Below are 20,419 nucleotides of genomic sequence, written 5' to 3'. Positions count from 1 at the left end.
ACGTTCACTGTTAATACTCCGATCCGGCCGCCTGCAGTAATCGCTCCACAAAAAACTCTAGCTTACCTGAAGGGGCCGAAGGTAACGGCCAATTGTCAACTTTTTTTGCCAGCTCGCGCAGTGCCAAAGAGGCTTTACAGTTAGGTGCAAAGTCCAATAAGGCCTTTTGACGCTGCACCGCATGTCGTACATTTTCATCAAAAGGAATTTGACCTACATACTGTAGAGCCACATCTAAAAAGCGCTCACAGACGGAGTTAAGTTTATTGAACATTAATTGACCTTCCCCGCTGGTGCGGGTCATATTCGCGACAACCCGAAAGCGTTGCAGGTCATATTCTTTATTTAACAGTTTGATCAGTGCGTAAGCGTCCGTTATGGAAGATGGCTCATCGCACACTACAACCAAGGTTTCATTGGCTGCACGGACAAAACTGAGCACGGTGTCTGAGATGCCCGCGGCTGTGTCTATAACTAATACATCAACTTGATCACTTAAATCGCTAAAAGCACTGATCACGCCTGCGTGCTCTTGCGAACTTAACTCGGCCATCCGCTGTACACCGGAAGCTGCAGGCACAATTTTAATTCCGCCCGGGCCAGCCATCAGAATTTCAGGTAGCGAACACTTTCCAGCCAACACATCCGCCAGGGTATGTTTAGGCGAGAGCCCAAGAAGCACATCGATATTGGCCAACCCCAAATCTGCATCCATTAGCACCACGCGACGACGCATATTAGCCAGAGCAATACTGAGATTTACCGAAATATTGCTTTTACCTACCCCCCCTTTACCTCCAGAGACTGCAATTACCTGTACGGGGCGATTTTGACTCATTCTTTTACTCTCTTAGACGCCTATGCTGTACCAACAATAGGCCAAAATTAACTTTATCCGCTCACTGCCTGTCGATCAGACACCTGCTGTGCCAACTGGACCGCCTTGGCGATCAATTTGTGACCACGAGCTAAATCAATATCATCAGGTACATCCTGGCCATCGCAAGTATAGGCTATTGGCAGCCCAGCTTGCATCGTACACTCCAAGGCTTCTCCTAAACTGGCGGCCTCATCCAGCTTGGTAATGATACAGGCTTTTAGATCAGCGGCCTGGTAAGAATGCATCGCCGCTTTTAAAACCTGAGCCTGACTATTAGCAGGCATCACCAGCAGACTTTGCACACGGCTGATGTTGGCAAGAGGCTCCATCTGCGCTTTTAAGTCAGGGTCGCCAGCGCGTAGTCCCGCCGTATCAATTAACACTAAAGAACAATTTCGCACACTTCGTAGGACGGTAGAAAGGCTGTTGTTTTCATCAACTAACCGCAGCGGCACCTGAAGAATACGGGCTATAGATCGCAGTTGATCCTGGCCACCCAGTCGCAGGGTATCACTGGTGATCAATGCCACCTGATCAGCGCCGTGCTGCATCACATAACGCGCAGCAAGCTTCGCTACGGTTGTAGTTTTACCAGCACCTGTCGGGCCCACTAAAGCAAACACCCCCCCGTTAGCCGTAATATCGTCGTCGACAACAGGGATGGTGTGCGCAACGCGCGCCATAGTTTCGGGCCACGCTTTAGCCAACAACTGTTGGCGCAATGGGCGCTCCAATATTTCATTGATAAAATTACCGCTGAACCCTAAGCGCTCTAACCGTTGACTTAAGGCACTGGTTTGCCGGTTAGCCGGCGCTGTGTGAGTCCCACTTAATCGCTTTAACTGCTCTTCCAGCAGTGAACGCATTTGCGCAATTTCTTCATGCAGCAACTCAATCTCATCGCCAGAGGTGGTTTGCGGTTCTTGTGGCAGCAGGCCGTACCGCTCTGCCGCACTCTGGCTGGCTACATCGATGTTATGTGAAGGTGTGATGGGCCTCTGGCGCGCTGTATTGACACGAATCCCCGCATTGACTACCTGATTTTTACGCAGGTACTCATCTGCGGATGCATCAGCTAACTCTTTGGCGGCAAGCCGCTGGCTTGCCAGTTCGATATCGGCGGCAATTTCTCGACCACTTTTCGAAACACTGGAGCTAACCTCCGTTTCGACTGGGGAGGGCTGCGACATTTCCGCGGGTTCTGCAGCCACCGGTTCTGATCCGGCCACACTCGTTAAAAGCTCCACCCCCTCTTTCACACGACGGCTGGAATGGATAATAGCGTCCTCGCCAAGAGCTTGGCGTACCATCTCCAGAGCCCTGCGCATATCTTTGGCAACAAAGCGTTTAACCTGCATGTGTTATCTCCCGCCTAGCCATCGGCACTGACCGATGCATCAATCGTAATCTGTTTGTTGTCTGGCACTTCGGTATATGCCAGTACGTGCATATCCGGCACACTGTGGCGACAAAAACGAACCATCATCTGTCGCAGTGGCGCTGCTACCAGTAATACCTGTGGCTTACCTGCCATTTCCTGCTTTTGCCCTGCCGCGGCCAATGAGCGCTGCAGCTTTTCTGCCAGAGCTGGCTCAACGAAAGCGCTGTCGTCGGCGCCAGCTTTTTGAGCTTGCTGAACGGTACTCAGCAACAACTGTTCCAACTGGGGGTTTAAGGTAACAACAGGCAGTTCAGCCGCGGTACCATTGATGCTTTGAACGATTTGCCTTGCAAGAGCCACGCGGGCTATAGCCGTCAGAGCGGCGGGATCTTGACTCTTACCGGACTGCCCCGCCAAAGCTTCGGCGATACTCCGGATATCACGAACCGCCACTTTTTCTCGCAGTAGGTTCTGCAGTACACGCAACAATGTATTGAGGTTGACGGTATTGGGAACCAGCTCTTCCACCAACTTAGGAGAGGTTTTAGCGAGCATATCCAACAGCTTTTGGACGTCTTCGTGGCCGATCAATTCGTGGACATGCTGGTGCAGTATTTGGTTGAGGTGAGTGGCAACCACGGTGCTGGCGTCGACGACGGTGTAACCCAAGGTTTGCGCCTGCTCTTTTTGACTGGCATTAATCCAAATTGCATCCAGGCCAAAGGCGGGGTCTTTGGTTTTGATTCCGTCCAAATCTCCGAACACCTGCCCCGGGTTAATGGCCAGTTCGCGATCTGGGTGAACCTCCGCCTCAGCGGCGGTAACCCCCATTAAGCTGATTCGATAGCCATTGGGGACCAGTTCCAGGTTATCGCGAATGTGCACGGTAGGAATCAAAAAACCCATCTCTTGAGAGAGCTTTTTGCGCACCCCTTTAATTCTGCCGAGCAACGCGCCGCCTTGCGACTTATCTACCATGGGAATCAAACGATAACCAACTTCCAAGCCGATCACATCCACTGGTTGAACATCATCCCAATTGAGTTCAACATTTTCACTGGGAGGTAAGGCCGCAGGCGACTGAGGAGCCCCCCCTGGGGACGCTGGCGCAGGGCCAGCTGGAGCGGCTCGTGCAGCACCGCCACTCGGAAAGTAATCATCCTCAACCGCTTCAGGCTGTTGCTTGCGCCAATAAATGTAGTAAGCAAGCGCCGCGCATAAGATCGCCAAGCCCAAAAAGGCTATATGGGGCATGCCGGGAATCACACCCATAATAAAGAGCATGCCCGCAGCGATGCTTAAAGCCTTTGGCGAGTCGAACATCTGCGACATCACCTGCGAGCGCATGTCCTGCGAGCTGTTAACTCGAGTCACCAAAATAGCGGTAGCGGTAGAAAGCATCAGCGACGGGATTTGCGCAACCAGGCCATCACCAATGGTAAGCAAGATGTATTTCTCCAGGGCATCGCTAAACTCGAGATTATGCTGCACCATGCCCACGCCCAGCCCGCCGATGATATTGATCGCCAAAATCAAAATGCCGGCAATTGCATCACCGCGCACAAACTTACTGGCACCGTCCATCGCACCGTAAAAATCTGCCTCGCTGGCGACGTCTTCACGGCGACGGCGCGCTTCTTCCTGATCAATTAACCCAGCGTTCAAATCGGCGTCAATCGCCATCTGCTTACCGGGCATAGCGTCCAAGGTAAAGCGCGCGCTCACCTCGGAAATCCGGCCCGCACCCTTTGTCACCACCACAAAGTTGATGATCATCAGTATCAGAAACACAACCAGACCGACAGCGTAGTTTCCGCCAATAACCACTTCACCAAATGCCTGAATCACTTTACCTGCGGCATCACCACCTTCGTGGCCGTTCAGCAGAACAACGCGGGTGGAGGCCACATTAAGAGCAAGGCGCAGTAGGGTTGCTACAAGCAAAATGGTGGGAAAAGCCGCAAAATCCAATGGGCGAAGTGCGTAAACGCCGACCAACAACACCACGATGGATAAGGCAATATTGAAGGTAAAAAAGGCATCCAGCATAAAGGCTGGCATGGGCAGAATCATCATCCCCAACAGCATAATCAGCAGAATGGGAATACCAATATTCCCCTGCCCCAAGCCCTTTAGCTGCAAAAGTGCTGCTTTGCTGTTGGATTTATTAATTTGCCCGAAAGAAAATGCCATAGATATACGTTTTTTTGACGCTTTGCGGTGTTACCGCTGACTATGGCAAAAAGCGTACCCAAAAGAGCTTTACGTGGTGTTAATTTTTATCGGTGATCATTAATCAAACTGTAAATCTCGAGGAACGGAGATATTGCGCGGATAAACCGGTCTTTCGCCCTGCCCGCGCCGATAGTTACGCAGGCCAAACACATAGGCGAGCACTTGCGCGACGGCCATATACAGGCCTGCCGGAATTTCTTCGTCGATGTCTGTAGTGTGGTAGATGGAACGCGCGAGCATCGGCGACTGAATCACTTCGATTTTGTGCGCGCCGGCTATTTCGCGAATTTTGAGTGCCGTATGGTCCACCCCTTTGGCCAATAGGATCGGCGTGCCCATATTTTCCGGGTCATACTTCAAAGCCACCGAGTAATGCGTCGGGTTGGTAATGACCACATCCGCCTCCGGCACCTGCGACATCATCCGCCGCTGGGCCATTTCCCGCTGTAACTGACGAATACGCCCTTTCACCTCGGGCTTACCCTCAGTATCTTTGTGCTCGTCCTTTAATTCCTGATGCGACATTTTTAACTTTTTGATGTGGTCCCATATCTGAAAAGGCACATCAATCGCCGCAACCAAGACGGTAACAGCGGCCATAGCAATGGTCGCATAGGCGCTGATTTGCAAAGACTGTATAACGCCCACTTCCGTTTCCTGGGCCGCCAGCTGCAACATATCCTGCTGCCAAAACAGCAATGCGGCTATCGCTACAATCATTACAATAGCAACCTTGGCAACCGACTTGGCCAGCTCTATTAAGGCCTTCACCGAAAACATTCTTTTCAGGCCGGCAATCGGATTCATCCGGCTCGCCTTGGGCGCCATAGCTTTGGCGCTTAACAGCCACCCGCCAAGGGCAATAGGTCCAATAATAGAGGCAAGTAACAGCAGCACCATTAAAGGCACCAACGCCATTAGTCCGTCGTAGAACGAGCTGACCAAATGCGCGAACATCGCCTCGGTATCAAAGGCCTCAGTTCGCGACAAGGTAAAGTTATTGACCGACAAGCCCGCCATTGCACTGCCGATGGTTTGTGCAAATACGGTTAATCCAATCGCACCGGCCAGTAAAATAAAGGTAGTGGTCAGGTCGCGCGAACGGGGTATCTGGCCGTCTTCACGGGCCTTTTCGAGCTTTCGCGCACTGGGTTCTTCCGTTTTTTCCTGACTGCTATCACCGCCCTCTGCCACTAATTCAACCTCATCAGTAAACGACCAATGGATGACATATCGGCAAAAACCTGCTCAAAATAGGGCAAAAAAGCCACAAGGCTGACCCACATAAAGAACAAGCCAAAAATCAGAGTGATGGGAAAACCCACGGTAAATACATTAATTTGCGGTGCGGAACGGTTCATTACACCAAACGCCATATTGATGACGAGCAGCGCCGTAAAAAGCGGTAATACAAACACCAACGCCGCACTGAACATCCAGCTTCCCATACTGGCGATTTGAATAAACTCCGCCGCACCGAGCCCTTCACTTCCCATGGGCATACTGGTAAAACTGGCCACAATTAAATTGATGATTAATAAATGACCGTCAAAAATCAAAAACAAAACGGTGGAAAGCAATAAATAAAACTGCGACAGCACGGTGACCGAAATGCCGTTGGAAGGATCGTTCATAGAGGCAAAGCCAAGCCCCATTTTCATCGCTACCAGCTGCCCCGACAAAACAAAAATATGCATAGCGACCTGAAAAGCAAAGCCCAAAGCTAAACCAATGACTACCTCAGTAACGATAATCATGAGCGCATCCAGGCTTAAAAAATCAACAGCCGGCGGCTCGGGCAGCATTGGCGCCACTAACAGGGTGATAAACAAGGCAAGCAAGACACGAACACGAGCGGTAACCGTTCTTGCACCTATGACCGGCGCTGCCATAAACAGCGCAGCAATACGAAAAAGCGGCCACAGGTACTGCGCAAGAAAACGCATAAGCTGGTCGTCTGAAAGCGCCAGCGTTTCCATTAGCCGATTAATCCGGGAATGCTGTTGAACAGTCGATCAAAAAAGTCCATCAACTCAGAGACCATCCAGGGCCCGGCAATCATAATCGTGATCAACATGACGATTAAGCGAGGCAAAAAACTGAGGGTTTGCTCATTAATTTGTGTGGCCGCTTGGAACATACTCACCACCAAACCCACGGCAAGACTTGGCCCAACGATGACCAACACCATCACCACGGTTAGGTAAATCCCTTCGGCGAATAAGCTGAGTGCAATCTCTGGGGTCATTGTTAAACTCCGAAGCTTGCCGCCAAGGTGCCAATTATCATCGCCCAGCCGTCCACGAGCACAAACAGCATAATTTTAAACGGCAAGGATACAATCAAGGGTGACAGCATCATCATCCCCATGGCCATCAACACACTGGCCACCACAATATCAATCACCAAAAACGGTATAAAAATAATAAAGCCGATTTGAAACGCCGTTTTTAATTCGCTGGTTACAAACGCGGGCACTAAAATCGAAAATGGCGTCTCTTCAGGGGATTGAATCTGCTCGTTACCGGCGATGCCGACAAACAACGCTATATCACTTTCACGCGTCTGCGCCAGCATAAACTCGTGAAACGGCCGCGACGCCTCCGCCAGTGCTTGCTGCGCTGATATTTCACTGGCGATGTAGGGTTGCAGGGCATTGGCGTTCACCTCCTCCAGCACCGGTTTCATAATAAACAGCGTTAAAAACAGCGATAAACCGATCAATATCTGGTTTGACGGCGACTGCTGCAGGCCCAAAGCCTGGCGTAAAATAGCAAAAACAATAATGATGCGGGTAAAAGAGGTCATCATCATGAGCAAGGCTGGCAAGAATGTCAGCATGGTCATGATGGCAAGAATTTGCAGGGTTACCGTGTACTCCTGCTCGCCGTCGGCATTGGTAGACACCGTAAGCGCGGGCAGTCCAGGAATAGCCGGCAAAGCACCCTGCTCTACAGATTCTGCCAAGCCACTGGGCGCTGTTTCAGTAGCGTTTTGGGCGGATACCGGGTGCGTAAACACCAGTAGGAACAGGGTCAAAACCGTTAAAAAAGCTGTGATGTTGCTTCGTTTTTCAGTGACCCGCGTCATTATTTTTTTCTCGTTTTTGCGGCAAAAATTCGGCTAACTTTGCGGCGAAATCAGGTGAAGATGCCTCATCGTCCGAAACAATAGGTTCGGCAAACACATGCAGCTGGTTAATCGAGTGCGCGGTGACGCCAAGCAATAGTTGCGTGCCTCCAGCATCCACTAAGATCAGCCTTTCGCGGGTACCGAGTGCAACGCTGGCGACAACCTTCAAATGCTGGGATTTCACCCACCCGCCGCCTGTACGCTTTACCAACCAGGCGAGAATAAAGATCAGCGCAATTACCGCTGCCAGCCCCAAGAAAACCGAGAACAACTGTGCGGCACCACCGGCTTTAACTTGAACAGGTTCACTCGCCGCTGCAGCCGTGGTTAGCAATAACAACATTTAGCGCAATTTCTTAATGCGTTCAGACGGACTGATAACATCCGTCATCCGGATGCCAAACTTCTCGTTGACCACCACCACTTCTCCGTGGGCGATCAAGGTTCCATTCACTTTAACATCCAAAGGCTCACCTGCCAGGCGATCAAGCTCTATGACAGAGCCCTGATTGAGCTGTAACAGGTTGCGAATGGTAATTGAAGTACTGCCAACTTCCATCGAAATGGACACAGGAATATCTAAAATTAAATCCAGCTCGGGTCCGACTTCTCGCGGTGAGCCTTCGTTTTCTAACTCATTAAGCGCCATAGCGCTTGCCATGTCCGTATCGCCCTGGTCCTGAGCTTCATCAACCGTTTCTTGTTCCTGCATTGCTGCAGCCCATTCATCGGCCATGGCATCCTGATCCAACTCGGGGTCTGTGTTGTTATCAATATCATCATTTGCCATGCTTGCCTCCTTCAGCAGCGGTAATGTTATAAGCGCTACTGTGATCAATAAAATCGTTAATTTTCAACGCGAGATTGCCTTTGTGTTGCCCCAGCTGGGTTCTAAAAACGGGTACCCCATTGGCCGTAAGTACATGGTGGTCGGGAAATTCGATCGGAATAATATCGCCTACGTCCAAATCAACAATGTCGCGTAAAGGAATCTCTCGGTTGGCGATTTCACACTCAAGATCGACTTGTGCGCTCAACACATCTTCGCGCAACGCTTTCACCCAGCGCTCATCCTGTTCGTCGCTGTCGCTTTGCAAACCCGCATCCAACACTTCACGAATGGGCTCAATCATGGAATACGGTATGGTCAGATGTAAATCACCACCGCCCCCGTCAAGTTCGATATGAAAGGTGCTGACGACAACAACCTCACTGGGGCTAACAATATTAGCCAGAGACGGGTTCACCTCTGAATTGATGTACTCAAACTCAATAGGCATGACAGCCTTCCAGGCCTCGCCAAGATCGACGAATACCTGATTCAATACCATCTGTACCACACGCAGCTCAGTCGGGGTGAATTCACGGCCTTCGATCTTGGCGTGCCGGCCATCGCCACCAAAAAAGTTGTCCACCAACTTAAACACCAAGCGAGCGTCTAAAATGATTAAAGCCGTACCGCGCAGCGGTCTGAACTTCACCATATTTAAACTGGTCGGCACATACAGGGTATGCACATACTCACCAAACTTTTGAATTTGAATGCCGCCCACCGAAACATCGGCGGTACGGCGTAGCATGTTAAACATGCTGATACGCGTATAGCGTGCAAACCGCTCGTTAATCATTTCCAAGGTCGGCATACGACCTCGAACAATACGATCTTGGCTCGTTAGATCGTAGGACTTAACCGCACCCGGATCCTGATCCGACTCGGTATCGATATCGCCCTCGTCAACACCATGTAAGAGCGCATCAATTTCATCTTGTGTTAATAAATCCTGCACAGAACCCGCCCCTATTGCAGCACTAAATTAGTAAATAACACCTGCTCTATACCCGGCTTGCCAATCTCTTGTTGCAGCACGTCCTGAATTTCAAACAGCGCTTGCTGGCGTAACAGCTCTTTGCCCTCTGGGGTTTGTAATGCTTCATAGCTCTGCCCCCGAACGAGCATAACTAAGGCGTTGCGAATCGCTGGCATGTGTAACTCTAAAGCAGGAACCACATCGTTCTCACGAAGCATCAGCGTCATTTCCACCTGCATAAAACGTTGACGCCCCCTAACCTCGAAGTTAGTAATAAACTCTGGCTTGAGTGGGTAGTAAATGGCTGCCTGCACCTCTACAGGAGTTTCTTCGGCCACCACTTCTTCGGTTTCGGGCTCGCTAAAAAAGCCGAGAAAGTAGAGTGTTGCAGCAACGGACAAGCCCACAAGCAAGAGTAAAATTAATCCCAGTATCAGCCACTTCTTTTTCTTCTTCGGCTGCTCCTGCTCACCGCCGTTTTCGGCCTGCTGTTCTTCCTGCTCATTTTCCGCCATGTCAATTATCCGTCACTCTTACGCGCATTTAGGCTTTTTGATACCCAACAGCAAAGCTCGTGCCATTGGCATGGGCAGAGTGTAGCCGAGGCAAGCGAGCGGGACAATTAGACACTAAGAATGGAGTGCCACTGAGTAAGAAAAGCAAGAAAACATAAAAGCCCCCACTTACGGAGAGGGCTTTTATAGCATTTGTTGCGAGGTCCGCGCTCTAGCATCAGCCAAGCTGCGATGGCGATGCATGCGGGGCCAAAAGAATTGCTAGGCTGCTCTTTCTAGAGCACACGTCTGACTAGGCATATTGATCAATCAGTCGAACCACCGACGAATTGAGCACTGACGGTTCGCCGGGCTCCTCAATATCAGCGGACGCTAAGGCAGGCTCTGAACCACCCTCCGCCTCCCTCGATCCATTCTCACCACCCTGCTGCCCCTGGCCAGACACATTGACGTCAACTTGTGTCATTCCCTGCTCGGCAAGCATTTCGCGCAATCTGAAGGCGTTTTGATCCAGCGCTTCTCGAACCACTGTCTGCTGGCTGGTAAAAGTGATCTGGGCCTGATCATTTTGCACACTGACCCTTACTTGCATCGGGCCCAGGTCCGGAGGGTCTAGGCGAAGCTCAGCGGTGGTGATATTTTGCTTTGCCATCCACAGAATTTTTTGCCCTACCGCATCGCCCCAGGCACCCGTACCAAAACGAGTACCTAATTGGCTTTGCAGCACCGGCGCCTGTTCGCTGCTGGCGGCCAGTTTTTGCGCGGAGGTTAACAGCGCGGATGCATTAGTGGTTGAAATAACACCCTCCTCGTTGCCGCGGGCGGAAAATAAATTATGCAGTTTGGCCACTTCGCTAAACTTGCCGGTGTCTGCAACTTTAGCGGCCTCCAGAAGTTTGCCTGACTCTAACGCCAAATCCAGCCCTTCCGGCGTCTGTTCGATTGTGGTTAGCTTGACAAGATTGTCGGCACCGCTGGCGATATCCGCTGAACTGCCAGTAAATGATGTTGATGTCGCCAGAGGTTTGTTTTGATGCTGAGCGCTGCTCTGCTGCGCCACGACCAATTGAGCACCGGCCAACCACTGGGCCAGAGCCTCGGCGCCAGACTTGTCAGAACTGGCCACAATATCACCGAGCTGCTGAGTTAAAATACCGGCTAATGGCGAGCCGTTAAGCTGCTCATCGATAATCTGTTGCGCCTGCGACAACTTGTCCTCGAGTGAGCCCTCCGCCCCAAACACGCGAGCCAGATCGTTCAGGATGCCTTGTAAACGCTCAAGATCGGCATCGGACAAATCCGCAAGAATGGCGTCCACTTCTGGGGCCATCGCAGAGGAACTCTGCTGCTGGGCCACCATCATTTGCAGTATGTCGGCCATGCGCTCGGGAGCCAGCGCTTTCAGTTCATCTTGCTGTTCTTGGGGCAAGGATTCAAACGCCTCGCGCTGCTCATCGGTAAGAGGGATGCCTGATTCATCGTCATTAGCGGCAGGCGCTGCACCCGCTTTGTCGTTTGAAGGCGCACCAGAGCCTCCATCGAGCTTTTGAGCGCCTGAGGCCTCACTGGACGGCTGAGACTGAGCAGCCTTCCTGTCGTTTCTCGTCGATTCCGTCTGGGCGTTGCGCTGGGGTAAATCGCGCCGTATCTCGCCCTGTTTAGAAGACTTACTCTGATGAACCGTATTTAAAACGCTGGAAAAGGGATCGGCAGAACCATCGCGCTGGTTGCCAGGCTCTGTTTTAAGCCCGGCACTTGGGCGGGGTGAAAGGGCATTAAGCAGTGTGGTATCGGCCATTATCCGATCACTCCTGTATCAAAGCGGCAACACTTAGCCGCCGGCAGAGGTTTATTGAGGTACTAAGGAGTAATCAGCAAAAGCGATGCCAAAGAGGTTAACAGTAAATTTCCAGCTGTTGTTTCACTTGCGAAAATTCGCTTTGTAAATCGACCAGTAAATGCTCTAAGCCCCGCAACTCGGAGGCGGCAGCGCGCTCTTCTATTTGCCTGCAGGTGTTCATTAACCCCGATGCGCCAATATTGGAAGAGCTGCCTTTCAAGCTGTGTGCGGCGCGTCTAAGCTCGTCGCTCTGTCCGGCGGCTAACGCTCGCTGCATGGTATTTATTTTAGCGTGTGAATCACTGACAAAGGTTTCAATCAGCTGAATAAAATCCTCGTCCATTACCTCGCGCAGCGCTGCCAGGGCGTCATGGTCAATAAGCTGAGAGCTAGACAAGGGTAACCTCCTGTTTACGATTTAAAGCCTAATCGTCCATGCGCCAGCGGTAGGTGGCACACACTCGATTGCCCGGCTTATGATATTCAAGACTGTCACATAGAGACTCTACCAGCGTTAGGCCGCGTCCACTGTAATCATTGCTCACTTCAGGTTTCAAGCGGTCGACATCGAAACCCGGACCGCTATCCTCCACCGTAACTTGCAGACACCCACCTTCAGCAAAAGTTTGGTGTGCGAGCGTAATTCGAATATAGCCTTCTTTTACCTCCTCCGTTCGAGATTTTCGCAACTGATAGTAACGGTCAAACCCCTGAGGGTCTGCTTTCATTGTGGAGTCAAGCTGTAAGACCCCATGCTCTAACGCATTACTGTAAAGCTCGGAAAGCACGGTATACAGTGTCCCACTGTGATTACGTAAGCCTGGCACTTCAAGCAACACGCTGAGCAACATCGGCAGTGGATCGAAAATTGCGAAACTCGACGGTTTTACTTCAAACAGTAAACTCCACTCAGCTAATCGCGACGGCTCGTGAGCTGAAGAGGTCGGACCGATTGGCTTAATATCAGAGGGTGCCATCAGTATCTCAATGAGTGATACGTCATCACTTTTTTCCCCCTCGCCCACAAAACCTTTAACTTTGGCCAACAACTCATCAAACATGCACTGTCGAGATTCATTACGAGCGAATGCCGCCAAAATTCGCTCTTCGCCAAACATTTCACCGTCAGAGTTTCTGGATTCATGAATTCCATCAGACCAAAGGTATAAACGTTCTCCCTCATGCAACTGAAAAAGCGCCGCGTCAGCTTTAAAGTCTTTAGTTGCTAATATGCCCAACGGTAAATGGTTGGATTTAACTTGTTCGATAGAACCACCCAAGCGGTAAATGTAGGCAGCGGGCAGCCCACCATTCCAAACCCGAACAGTATTTTTGCGGAAATTCACATCGACCATCGTGGCGCAGCAAAACAAGCCCACCGGCAAAATACTTTTTAGCTTACCGTTTATTTCCGCCAGAATATCCGACATGGAATACCCTTTACCGACCATGCCGTAAAAAGTAGTCGCCAGCGGCATAGCGCCAATGGCAGCTGGTAAACCGTGACCGGTAAAATCCCCTAACAACACCATTAAATTTCCGGCCGGTGTACTTGCCGCTACCATGACATCACCGTTGAAAACCGCCAAAGGCGACATAAAATAACGCAGGCACGAACTGTTTAAATTTCCACCGCTGGTGATATTGTCGAACACCTGCTTAGCAACCGTTTGCTCCTGTAAAAAATGCTCATTGTGGCGAGCGATCTGGTCGCGCTGCTCGAGCATGGTCCGATTCATGGTGCGCATACGGTAGAAAGCCCGTATCTTGGCTTGCAAGATCACTCGGTTATAGGGCTTTGAGAGAAAGTCATCTCCACCCGCTTCAAGACACTTCACCAGCGATGGGGTATCTGTCAGCGAGGTCAAAAAAATGATGGGAATCAGCTCTTCTCCGGCGAGCGCCTTGATTTGTTTAGCCGCCTCAAAACCATCCAGTTCTGGCATGAGTGCATCCAGCAGGACTATGTCTGGTCGGCACTTTTCAAACTCTTCCACTGCTTCGCGGCCATCACGAACGCTGATAACGTTATGGCCTTCTTTGCGAACGATAGCCTCCAGAATCAACCGATCTGTGTCAGTATCATCAGCGACCAGTACAGTAATGGCGCTGTCGTCTAACATGAACTAGCGCCTAGCTGATACTAAACAGCTGTTCAAAATTGGAAATGGTTAATATGCGCTTAACATCAGCACTGGTGTTAATGATCTGGATGTCTGAATTGTCCCCGCCCGCGTAGTCCCTCAATAGCAACAGCATCCCTAACGCCGAGCTGTCCAAATAAGCCGTATCCTGCATATCAATGATGTATCGGCTGGGTTTTTGGGGAAGGTTTTCATAGGTGCCACGAAAGTCTTGGTGTGAGCTAAAATCAAAACGCCCTTTAATGACTACCTGCAGTTCCGAGCCATCTCCAGATAATGTAGACGTTACAGTCATAACCTGCCCCTTTATTGTTTCACTAGGAAGTTCCTTGGTTGGGTTGCCCCATGACGATCTACCACTTTTTCTTATATTTTCAGTGAGTAGCAAAAGCTAGAATAGACCATTTTGTGGATAAACAATAGGTCTAACATGTGGAATATGTGCCTGTTATAAGGGCTTCCTACCTGAAGCCTGAGCCATATCGTCCAACTGTTTTTGCAGTTGTCGCTCGGCGAGCGCATCTTCGCCTTTTCTCAACCGAACGATTAAATCTTCGATGGCTCGGCGACGTAAATGTTGTCCGTGCCAGTGTTGCCGCAGCTTTAGCAATTGTTCAGTTAGCTGCTCAACGGCACGCTCTTGCTGATTAATCGCCTCTCCTAGCTGCTGAATAAACTGACTATAACGCATTAAATCATCAGGTCTCATACCTGTTTTGCTACTGGCATACTGCTCGACATAACCACTACGGTATTGAACCAGTTCAAGAGCTTTTTGACGCTGCTCTTCAACCATTGCCTGATGCTTAGCCAGGTAGTCTGCCGCCTCCTGCTCATGCCGCTCAGCTAACATGAGCACTACACCCAAACGTTTGGATCGCTTTTTGGTCATGGCAGCTTAATTAGGTCGATGCGTTTTTATTGGCTGGCGTCTTATTATGTGCCGCCGCTAGAGGGCTGCCCCCTTTTGATTGCACCGGGGCAAGTAAAGCACGCAGGTTATTCATGGATTCGGGCATGTGAACCGACTCCTGAAGCCCCTGTTGAATAAAGGCCCGCAACTTGGGAAATTTCTCGATGGCCTGGTCGGTTAGCGGGTCTGATCCAGCACTGTAGGCACCAATGGTAATCAGGTCTCGATTTTGATTGTAGCGCGATAACATTTGTTTGAACGATTGCATTAACTGTAAATGCTCGGTCGGCACAATATTGGGCATCGCTCGACTAATAGAGGCCTCGATATCAATGGCTGGGTACACCCCTTCCTCGGCCAAGGTACGAGACAAAACAATATGTCCATCCAAAATCGCACGTGCAGAATCCGCAATCGGATCTTGTAAGTCATCCCCCTCTGTTAACACAGTATAAAATGCGGTAATTGACCCCTCCCCCTCTGCCGCGTTACCGGCTCGCTCCACCAGCTCTGGAATCTTTGCAAATACCGAAGGTGGGTAACCTTTAGTCGCCGGGGGCTCCCCAATGGCCAGAGATATCTCCCGTTGCGCCTGGGCAAACCGGGTAAGCGAATCCATCAGCAGCAAGACGTTTAAGCCTTGGTCACGGTAATATTCGGCCACCCGACTCGCCAGTTGTGACGCTCGCAAACGCATCAGGGGGGCGTCATCGGCCGGGGACGCCACCACCACAGCACGCTGCATACCCTCGGGGCCAAGAATATGGTCAATAAACTCTTTTACTTCGCGGCCGCGCTCCCCCACAAGCCCTACGACCACCACGTCGGCGGTTGTGTACTTGGTCATCATGCCCATCAGCACACTTTTACCCACACCACTACCGGCAAACAGCCCCATACGCTGACCGCGCCCGACCGTTACCAAGGCATTGATTGCGCGAATACCCACATCCAGCGGCTCGCTGATGGGGTGGCGCTTCAGGGGGTTAATGTCGCGCGGGTGCGCATCGAGAAATTCACCGCCTTGCAGTGGGCCAAGACCATCCAATGGCTGACCTAAACCGTTGATGACTCGGCCCAAAGTTTGTAAGCCGATGCGCATAGCGGAACTGTGGGCTAAAGGAATTACTCGGGCACCAGGCTCAAGCCCCTCAACGCGTTTTACCGGCATCAAAAAAATACTCGCCCCCGCGAAACCTACTACTTCAGCCTCTACCTTACGGCCATCACGCGAGCACACCACACATTGACGCCCCACGGAAACACTTAATCCCACCGCTTCAAGAGTCAGCCCTACCGAGCGGACTAACTTTCCTTCTGCCTCTGGAACCACTTCAGAAGGATTCGGCAAATAAGGGCGAAGACGATACCAGAGATCGCGGCGGCTGCTCATGGGAGGGAATCTTGCTCGTTGGCGTCAAAGGCCTGCTCAGAATCTACTGGAGCTGATGTTTCTGTGTCGACAGCTTCCGTTCGCGATTCATCTGCAGCGCCACGAGCTGCAAACAACTGCTCATCGGAAGTTTGTTCGTCCACTTCTTGCTGCGACAAAAACCTATCGATAACTTCCTCCAGCCTGCGCTCCAAGGAACAATCTACTACGCTGTCACGGGTCACGACTTTGGCGCCGCCTGCGGCCAGTTCAGCGTCGGCGTGAAACGTCCAATCCAGGTTATGCTCTTGTGCGTATTGCTCGATTTGATCGGCATCTTGAGGGTTAAGATAAACGGTAAGGTGATCTCGCCCAGCCGGTAATGCCTGAACCGCCGATTTCACTAGCTTAACGATATCGTTGGGTTGCGTGGTTAATTCGCGTTGGACCACTGCACGCGACAAGCGACAGATCGTTTCTAGAATTAAAGTCTCTAGGCGTTCGTCTTGCTCACCAATGGGGTTGAATAACGCTTCGGCGAGTCCCTGAAAGGTTTGCTGCTCAGCCACCAATTGCTGACGCATTTCCAAAGATCCTTTGTGCTGCCCAGACTCGAAACCATCATCGTAACCTTTCTTAAAGCCCTCTTCGCGCCCTTTGGCAAAGCCTTCCAGCTCGGCCTCACGTACGATGGCTTCAAGCTCATCCGCGGTTAAGCCACCTTGGGGTAACTCCTCCACCTCGACGTCTTCAATGCTCTCTTCCTGCTCAACGTCTTGTTTTTGATGCTTCTGGTGTGCATTGATTACTTTGCCGTCATCGTCAATGGCCGGCATAGCCCAAGACTGCCAAGCCTCAGCATCGGCGGCAGGTATACGGTTAGGGGCTTTTTTTTCGCTCATCTAAGGCCACCTACAGCATTTGCTCGCCACCACCGCCAAGCACTATTTCTCCGGCGTCAGCCATACGGCGTGCTGTGGTGAGTATTTCTTTTTGCGCTGCCTCTACTTCAGACACACGTACCGGGCCTTTTACCTCAAGATCATCACGCAACAACTCAGCCGCACGCTTCGACATGTTTTTAAAGATTTTCTCCTGTAGATCGCTGTCTGCGCCTTTAAGGGCGATAATAAGCACTTCCGATGAAACCTCTCGCAGCAAGGCCTGAATACCACGATCATCAACATCTTTTAGGTTTTCAAATACGAACATCAAATCTTGGATTTGACTGCCCATATCTTCATCCACTTCTTTAATGGCATCCATCAATTCAGTCTCAATGCCACCATCCAGATGATTCATAATCTCCGCGGCAACTTTATAGCCACCCATAGCTTTAGTCTGAGAGCCCGCTTTGCCCGAAAACTGTTTTTCTAAAATATCATTAAGTTCCTGCAAGGCACTTGGTTGCACGGTATCCAGCGAAGCCACTCGCATCATGATATCGATACGAACTTTTTCCGTAAAAAAGGTCAAGACTTCGGCGGACTGATCAGCGTCTAAATAGGCGATTACGATGGCTTGAATCTGAGGGTGCTCATTGCGAATAATATCCGCGACGGAACGTGCGTCCATCCACTTTAAGGTATCGAGTCCCGTGGTGTTGCCTCCTAACAGAATTCGATCTACCAACGAATTGGCTTTATCTTCACCCAGTGCGGCCACAAGCATATTGCGGATATAGTTATCAGCCCCCATACCAAGCCCGGTTAAATTACGGGCCTCATCAAGAAAGTTTTGCATAACTGACTGGACATCGGCCTGCTGGACATTTTTTAACTCAGACATCGCGGCGCCAATTCTTTGAACTTCTTTGGGCCCCATGTGTTTAAGAACCTCTGCTGCGTCTCGCTCCCCCAGAGACATCAGTAAAATAGCCGCCTGGTCTACAGAACTCATGCGTGAGGCGATATTCTTTTCGTCGTTATTAGCCACTATCCGTTACTCGTCTTTATTTATCCAGGATTTCACCACTTGAGCCACACGGCCTGGGTCCTCAGCGATTAAGCCTTTAATGGCGTTGAGCTGTTGTTCATACCCTTCTTCCGGGCCAGGTAAGGCTACTGCACCGCCGGTCAGGGTAACAGAGTCGCTGGACAGGTCACCGCCCAGGCCCGCTGCTTCCAGGGCTTCTAACTGTCGAGCTTCTTCATCATCTGCAGCCTCAGAACCAGATCGAGCAATCGATTTTAGAACTGGCCTCAACAACCCAAAAATTAGCGCCAGCACCAGTAAGAACCCCACAACGGGCTTAATATAGGGCTGCAGCCAAGCCTGTTGCCACCATGGGACCTCATAGGTTTCAACTAGCCCATCTTCACGAGCAAAAAAGGCCGAATTAATAACATTAACACTATCTCCCCGTGCTTCAGAAAAGCCTACAGCGTCACGCACTAATAATGTTAAGCGTTGTACTTCTTGGTCTGTCCAGGGCTCGCGCACCGCCTCCCCTTCGGCGTTGGTCACAAGCTTGTCATCCAGCACCACGGCAACACTGAGCCGATCGATGCTTCCCTGCTGTCGGCGAGTGTAACTGATCATTCGGTCTACTTCGTAATTACGCGTTACTTCTTCCCGGCGCAGTTGAGGCACAGGCTGCCCAGCCCCCTCTTCCCCCGGAACCACCTGTTCAGGGGCCTGACCATCTAATGGTGGCTGATTAGTCAACGCACCAGGAATACCACCAATTGTCGTATCGCCTGTTTTTTCTTCTACATTCGAATGTTCGCTGCGCAGAGCTGGCTGTTCGTCCTGATAGCTTTCCTCAGCTTGCTCAACCGCTGTAAAGTCGACATCCGCACTGACCTCAGCGCGAAAATTACCCGACCCAACAACCGGCTGTAAGATGCTATTAACCCGGGCTAACAAGCTCTCTTCAAGGTTTTTAGTGTACTGGCGCTGCTTATCCGCGAGTATCAACTCTGGTGATTCGTCTCCCGCTGACAGCAAATTGCCGTGCTGATCAATGACGGTTACATCTTCATTTTTTAACTCGCTGATACTGGATGCTACCAAGTTGGTTATGGCTTTTACTTGACGAGTTTCGACTTCACGCCCAGGGTAAACCTCTAAAAAAACAGAAGCGGTGGGTTTACGGGCATCGCGTACGAAGACACTGCGCTTAGGAATGGCCAAATGAACTCTGGCAGAACGCACAGTGTGAATGCTCATGATGGTTCTAGCCAATTCGCCTTCAAGGCTACGATGGTAACGAGCACTTTCGATAAATTGGCTGGTGCCTAAAGGTTGTTCTTTTTCCAGCAATTCAAATCCGACAGACTGATTGCTCCCTATACCCATTTCAGCGAGTTTTAATCTGGCAGTGTGAACCTCCTCGCTGGTCACCAGCAGCGCGCCCGTAGACGGCTCAATCTTGTAAGGAATTTGATTTTGCTCTAGGACGTCAACAACTTCAGCCGAATCCAGACGATCGAGACTTCCGTAAAGGGGTTTATAGTCTTCGCTTTGACTCCACAGCACGGCATAAAACCCAATAGCCACCGACGCCGCCAGACCAATCATTAACCCTATTTGACGTAATAAAGGTAAATTGCTGAAGCCTTCGACCAAATCACTTCCACTGCGAGCATTACTATTAGAGACTTCTGCGGGAACTTCCGCGCCTTGAGCTTCTGCCATTTCGGTCTACTCCGTTAAATCGGCATATTCATAATGTCGCGGTACGCTTCTACCAGCTTATTGCGTACCTGGACAGCGGCCTCGAATGAGACGCTGGCTTTTTGTGAAGCAACCATAACGTCCGTTATGTCTACATTTGGCTCACCACGCTGATAAGCCTCTGCCATGGCATTGGCACTTTGCTGCACATCGTTCACTTTATTGACAGCTTGCGCCATCACCTCACCAAAGCCCGGCACTTCTCGCCCAGGGTTCACCTTATCGGGCTGATTCGCCTTGCTGATGTCGTTTAATGCCTGGGGCTTTTGAAATGCCTGAGTCTGCGCTTTAAGCGAGCGCATTTCCGAGAGAAGATTATTGATATCTACCCGATTGCTCATAGTTTGGCCATTTAGTGTTCGAATTAGAATCGTCGATTTTTTGGCACTTATACATAAAAGCTGCCTTTAGGTGAGATAGTGCACAAAGTGGGCCAAGCTTTGCCGCCGGTGAGTTTTTGCCGCTCCAGCACATCAGCCACAAAAAAAGCGGACATTAGTCCGCTTTCCAGTATTATTTAA

At 50.7% G+C, this 20,419-nt stretch carries 21 protein-coding genes; all 21 read right to left on the bottom strand.

Annotation, left to right across the window (positions count from 1 at the left end):
- Positions 1–10 precede the first annotated feature (10 nt).
- Complete coding sequence (locus D568_RS0110105; protein WP_020209485.1) at positions 11–838, bottom strand: MinD/ParA family protein; 828 nt, start codon at positions 836–838, stop codon at positions 11–13.
- A gap of 53 nt (positions 839–891) precedes the next feature.
- A complete protein-coding gene (gene flhF / locus D568_RS0110100) occupies positions 892–2,238 on the bottom strand; it encodes a flagellar biosynthesis GTPase FlhF (protein ID WP_020209484.1) in 1,347 nt (448 codons plus the stop codon).
- A gap of 14 nt (positions 2,239–2,252) precedes the next feature.
- The gene (flhA, locus tag D568_RS0110095) at positions 2,253–4,349 is read right to left on the bottom strand and encodes a flagellar biosynthesis protein FlhA (protein WP_425401965.1); all 2,097 of its coding nucleotides are present in this window, start codon (positions 4,347–4,349) and stop codon (positions 2,253–2,255) included.
- Between the two features lie 204 nt (positions 4,350–4,553).
- Complete coding sequence (flhB, locus tag D568_RS0110090) at positions 4,554–5,690, bottom strand: flagellar biosynthesis protein FlhB (protein ID WP_020209482.1); 1,137 nt, start codon at positions 5,688–5,690, stop codon at positions 4,554–4,556.
- Complete coding sequence (gene fliR / locus D568_RS0110085) at positions 5,690–6,475, bottom strand: flagellar biosynthetic protein FliR (protein ID WP_020209481.1); 786 nt, start codon at positions 6,473–6,475, stop codon at positions 5,690–5,692. The genes flhB and fliR overlap by 1 nt, the downstream gene beginning before the upstream one ends.
- Complete coding sequence (fliQ, locus tag D568_RS0110080; RefSeq protein ID WP_020209480.1) at positions 6,475–6,744, bottom strand: flagellar biosynthesis protein FliQ; 270 nt, start codon at positions 6,742–6,744, stop codon at positions 6,475–6,477. Before fliQ ends, fliR begins: the two co-directional genes overlap by 1 nt.
- A 2-nt stretch (positions 6,745–6,746) precedes the next feature.
- Positions 6,747–7,586 (bottom strand): flagellar type III secretion system pore protein FliP, encoded by an 840-nt coding sequence (gene fliP, locus D568_RS0110075; RefSeq protein WP_020209479.1) that lies wholly within the window; start codon positions 7,584–7,586, stop codon positions 6,747–6,749.
- The gene (gene fliO, locus D568_RS0110070; RefSeq protein WP_020209478.1) at positions 7,570–7,971 is read right to left on the bottom strand and encodes a flagellar biosynthetic protein FliO; all 402 of its coding nucleotides are present in this window, start codon (positions 7,969–7,971) and stop codon (positions 7,570–7,572) included. The genes fliP and fliO overlap by 17 nt, the downstream gene beginning before the upstream one ends.
- A complete protein-coding gene (gene fliN, locus D568_RS0110065) occupies positions 7,972–8,418 on the bottom strand; it encodes a flagellar motor switch protein FliN (protein WP_020209477.1) in 447 nt (148 codons plus the stop codon). It abuts the gene before it with no gap.
- Positions 8,408–9,415: a flagellar motor switch protein FliM gene (fliM, locus tag D568_RS0110060; RefSeq protein WP_020209476.1), complete on the bottom strand. Its 1,008-nt coding sequence runs from the start codon at positions 9,413–9,415 to the stop codon at positions 8,408–8,410. The genes fliN and fliM overlap by 11 nt, the downstream gene beginning before the upstream one ends.
- Before the next feature lie 11 nt (positions 9,416–9,426).
- Positions 9,427–9,951, bottom strand: coding sequence for a flagellar basal body-associated FliL family protein (locus tag D568_RS0110055; protein ID WP_020209475.1), 525 nt, complete (start codon positions 9,949–9,951; stop codon positions 9,427–9,429).
- A 292-nt stretch (positions 9,952–10,243) separates the two neighbouring features.
- Entirely contained in the window at positions 10,244–11,749 is a 1,506-nt protein-coding gene (locus tag D568_RS21125) for a flagellar hook-length control protein FliK (RefSeq protein ID WP_020209474.1), read from the bottom strand.
- A gap of 97 nt (positions 11,750–11,846) precedes the next feature.
- Complete coding sequence (locus D568_RS0110045; RefSeq protein WP_020209473.1) at positions 11,847–12,188, bottom strand: Hpt domain-containing protein; 342 nt, start codon at positions 12,186–12,188, stop codon at positions 11,847–11,849.
- Between the two features lie 28 nt (positions 12,189–12,216).
- A complete protein-coding gene (locus D568_RS0110040) occupies positions 12,217–13,914 on the bottom strand; it encodes an ATP-binding SpoIIE family protein phosphatase (protein ID WP_020209472.1) in 1,698 nt (565 codons plus the stop codon).
- A 10-nt stretch (positions 13,915–13,924) separates the two neighbouring features.
- Complete coding sequence (locus tag D568_RS0110035) at positions 13,925–14,230, bottom strand: STAS domain-containing protein (protein WP_020209471.1); 306 nt, start codon at positions 14,228–14,230, stop codon at positions 13,925–13,927.
- A gap of 153 nt (positions 14,231–14,383) precedes the next feature.
- Entirely contained in the window at positions 14,384–14,827 is a 444-nt protein-coding gene (fliJ, locus tag D568_RS0110030; RefSeq protein ID WP_020209470.1) for a flagellar export protein FliJ, read from the bottom strand.
- 10 nt (positions 14,828–14,837) lie between these two features.
- Positions 14,838–16,241, bottom strand: a complete 1,404-nt coding sequence (fliI, locus tag D568_RS0110025) for a flagellar protein export ATPase FliI (protein ID WP_020209469.1) — start codon at positions 16,239–16,241, stop codon at positions 14,838–14,840.
- Entirely contained in the window at positions 16,238–17,122 is an 885-nt protein-coding gene (locus D568_RS19870) for a flagellar assembly protein FliH (protein ID WP_020209468.1), read from the bottom strand. The genes fliI and D568_RS19870 overlap by 4 nt, the downstream gene beginning before the upstream one ends.
- A 10-nt stretch (positions 17,123–17,132) precedes the next feature.
- On the bottom strand, positions 17,133–18,119 hold the full coding sequence (fliG, locus tag D568_RS0110015) for a flagellar motor switch protein FliG (protein WP_051084051.1): 987 nt from the start codon (positions 18,117–18,119) through the stop codon (positions 17,133–17,135).
- Positions 18,120–18,161: 42 nt separating this feature from the next.
- The gene (gene fliF / locus D568_RS0110010) at positions 18,162–19,859 is read right to left on the bottom strand and encodes a flagellar basal-body MS-ring/collar protein FliF (protein ID WP_020209466.1); all 1,698 of its coding nucleotides are present in this window, start codon (positions 19,857–19,859) and stop codon (positions 18,162–18,164) included.
- 14 nt (positions 19,860–19,873) lie between these two features.
- Positions 19,874–20,239 carry a flagellar hook-basal body complex protein FliE gene (fliE, locus tag D568_RS0110005; RefSeq protein ID WP_020209465.1) on the bottom strand — a complete coding sequence of 122 codons (366 nt, stop codon included), beginning with the start codon at positions 20,237–20,239 and terminating at the stop codon, positions 19,874–19,876.
- Between the last annotated feature and the right edge of the window lie 180 nt (positions 20,240–20,419).

The sequence above is a fragment of the Gilvimarinus chinensis DSM 19667 genome (assembly GCF_000377745.1).
Classification (GTDB): Bacteria; Pseudomonadota; Gammaproteobacteria; order Pseudomonadales; family Cellvibrionaceae; genus Gilvimarinus; species Gilvimarinus chinensis.
This window is presented reverse-complemented; position numbering and strand designations above follow the sequence as displayed.

Bases quoted from the DNA above. Each gene is read 5' to 3' on its own strand.
- D568_RS19870 (WP_020209468.1), bottom strand. From the start codon at position 17,122: ATGAGCGAAAAAAAAGCCCCTAACCGTATACCTGCCGCCGATGCTGAG.
- fliO (WP_020209478.1), bottom strand. From the start codon at position 7,971: ATGTTGTTATTGCTAACCACGGCTGCAGCGGCGAGTGAACCTGTTCAA.
- D568_RS0110055 (WP_020209475.1), bottom strand. From the start codon at position 9,951: ATGGCGGAAAATGAGCAGGAAGAACAGCAGGCCGAAAACGGCGGTGAG.
- flhF (WP_020209484.1), bottom strand. From the start codon at position 2,238: ATGCAGGTTAAACGCTTTGTTGCCAAAGATATGCGCAGGGCTCTGGAG.
- fliQ (WP_020209480.1), bottom strand. From the start codon at position 6,744: ATGACCCCAGAGATTGCACTCAGCTTATTCGCCGAAGGGATTTACCTA.
- fliN (WP_020209477.1), bottom strand. From the start codon at position 8,418: ATGGCAAATGATGATATTGATAACAACACAGACCCCGAGTTGGATCAG.
- flhA (WP_425401965.1), bottom strand. From the start codon at position 4,349: ATGCTGTTGGGGATGATGATTCTGCCCATGCCAGCCTTTATGCTGGAT.
- fliI (WP_020209469.1), bottom strand. From the start codon at position 16,241: ATGAGCAGCCGCCGCGATCTCTGGTATCGTCTTCGCCCTTATTTGCCG.
- D568_RS0110105 (WP_020209485.1), bottom strand. From the start codon at position 838: ATGAGTCAAAATCGCCCCGTACAGGTAATTGCAGTCTCTGGAGGTAAA.
- fliG (WP_051084051.1), bottom strand. From the start codon at position 18,119: ATGAGTTCTGTAGACCAGGCGGCTATTTTACTGATGTCTCTGGGGGAG.
- D568_RS0110040 (WP_020209472.1), bottom strand. From the start codon at position 13,914: ATGTTAGACGACAGCGCCATTACTGTACTGGTCGCTGATGATACTGAC.
- fliR (WP_020209481.1), bottom strand. From the start codon at position 6,475: ATGGAAACGCTGGCGCTTTCAGACGACCAGCTTATGCGTTTTCTTGCG.
- fliF (WP_020209466.1), bottom strand. From the start codon at position 19,859: ATGGCAGAAGCTCAAGGCGCGGAAGTTCCCGCAGAAGTCTCTAATAGT.
- fliJ (WP_020209470.1), bottom strand. From the start codon at position 14,827: ATGACCAAAAAGCGATCCAAACGTTTGGGTGTAGTGCTCATGTTAGCT.
- D568_RS21125 (WP_020209474.1), bottom strand. From the start codon at position 11,749: ATGGCCGATACCACACTGCTTAATGCCCTTTCACCCCGCCCAAGTGCC.
- fliE (WP_020209465.1), bottom strand. From the start codon at position 20,239: ATGAGCAATCGGGTAGATATCAATAATCTTCTCTCGGAAATGCGCTCG.
- fliP (WP_020209479.1), bottom strand. From the start codon at position 7,586: ATGACGCGGGTCACTGAAAAACGAAGCAACATCACAGCTTTTTTAACG.
- D568_RS0110035 (WP_020209471.1), bottom strand. From the start codon at position 14,230: ATGACTGTAACGTCTACATTATCTGGAGATGGCTCGGAACTGCAGGTA.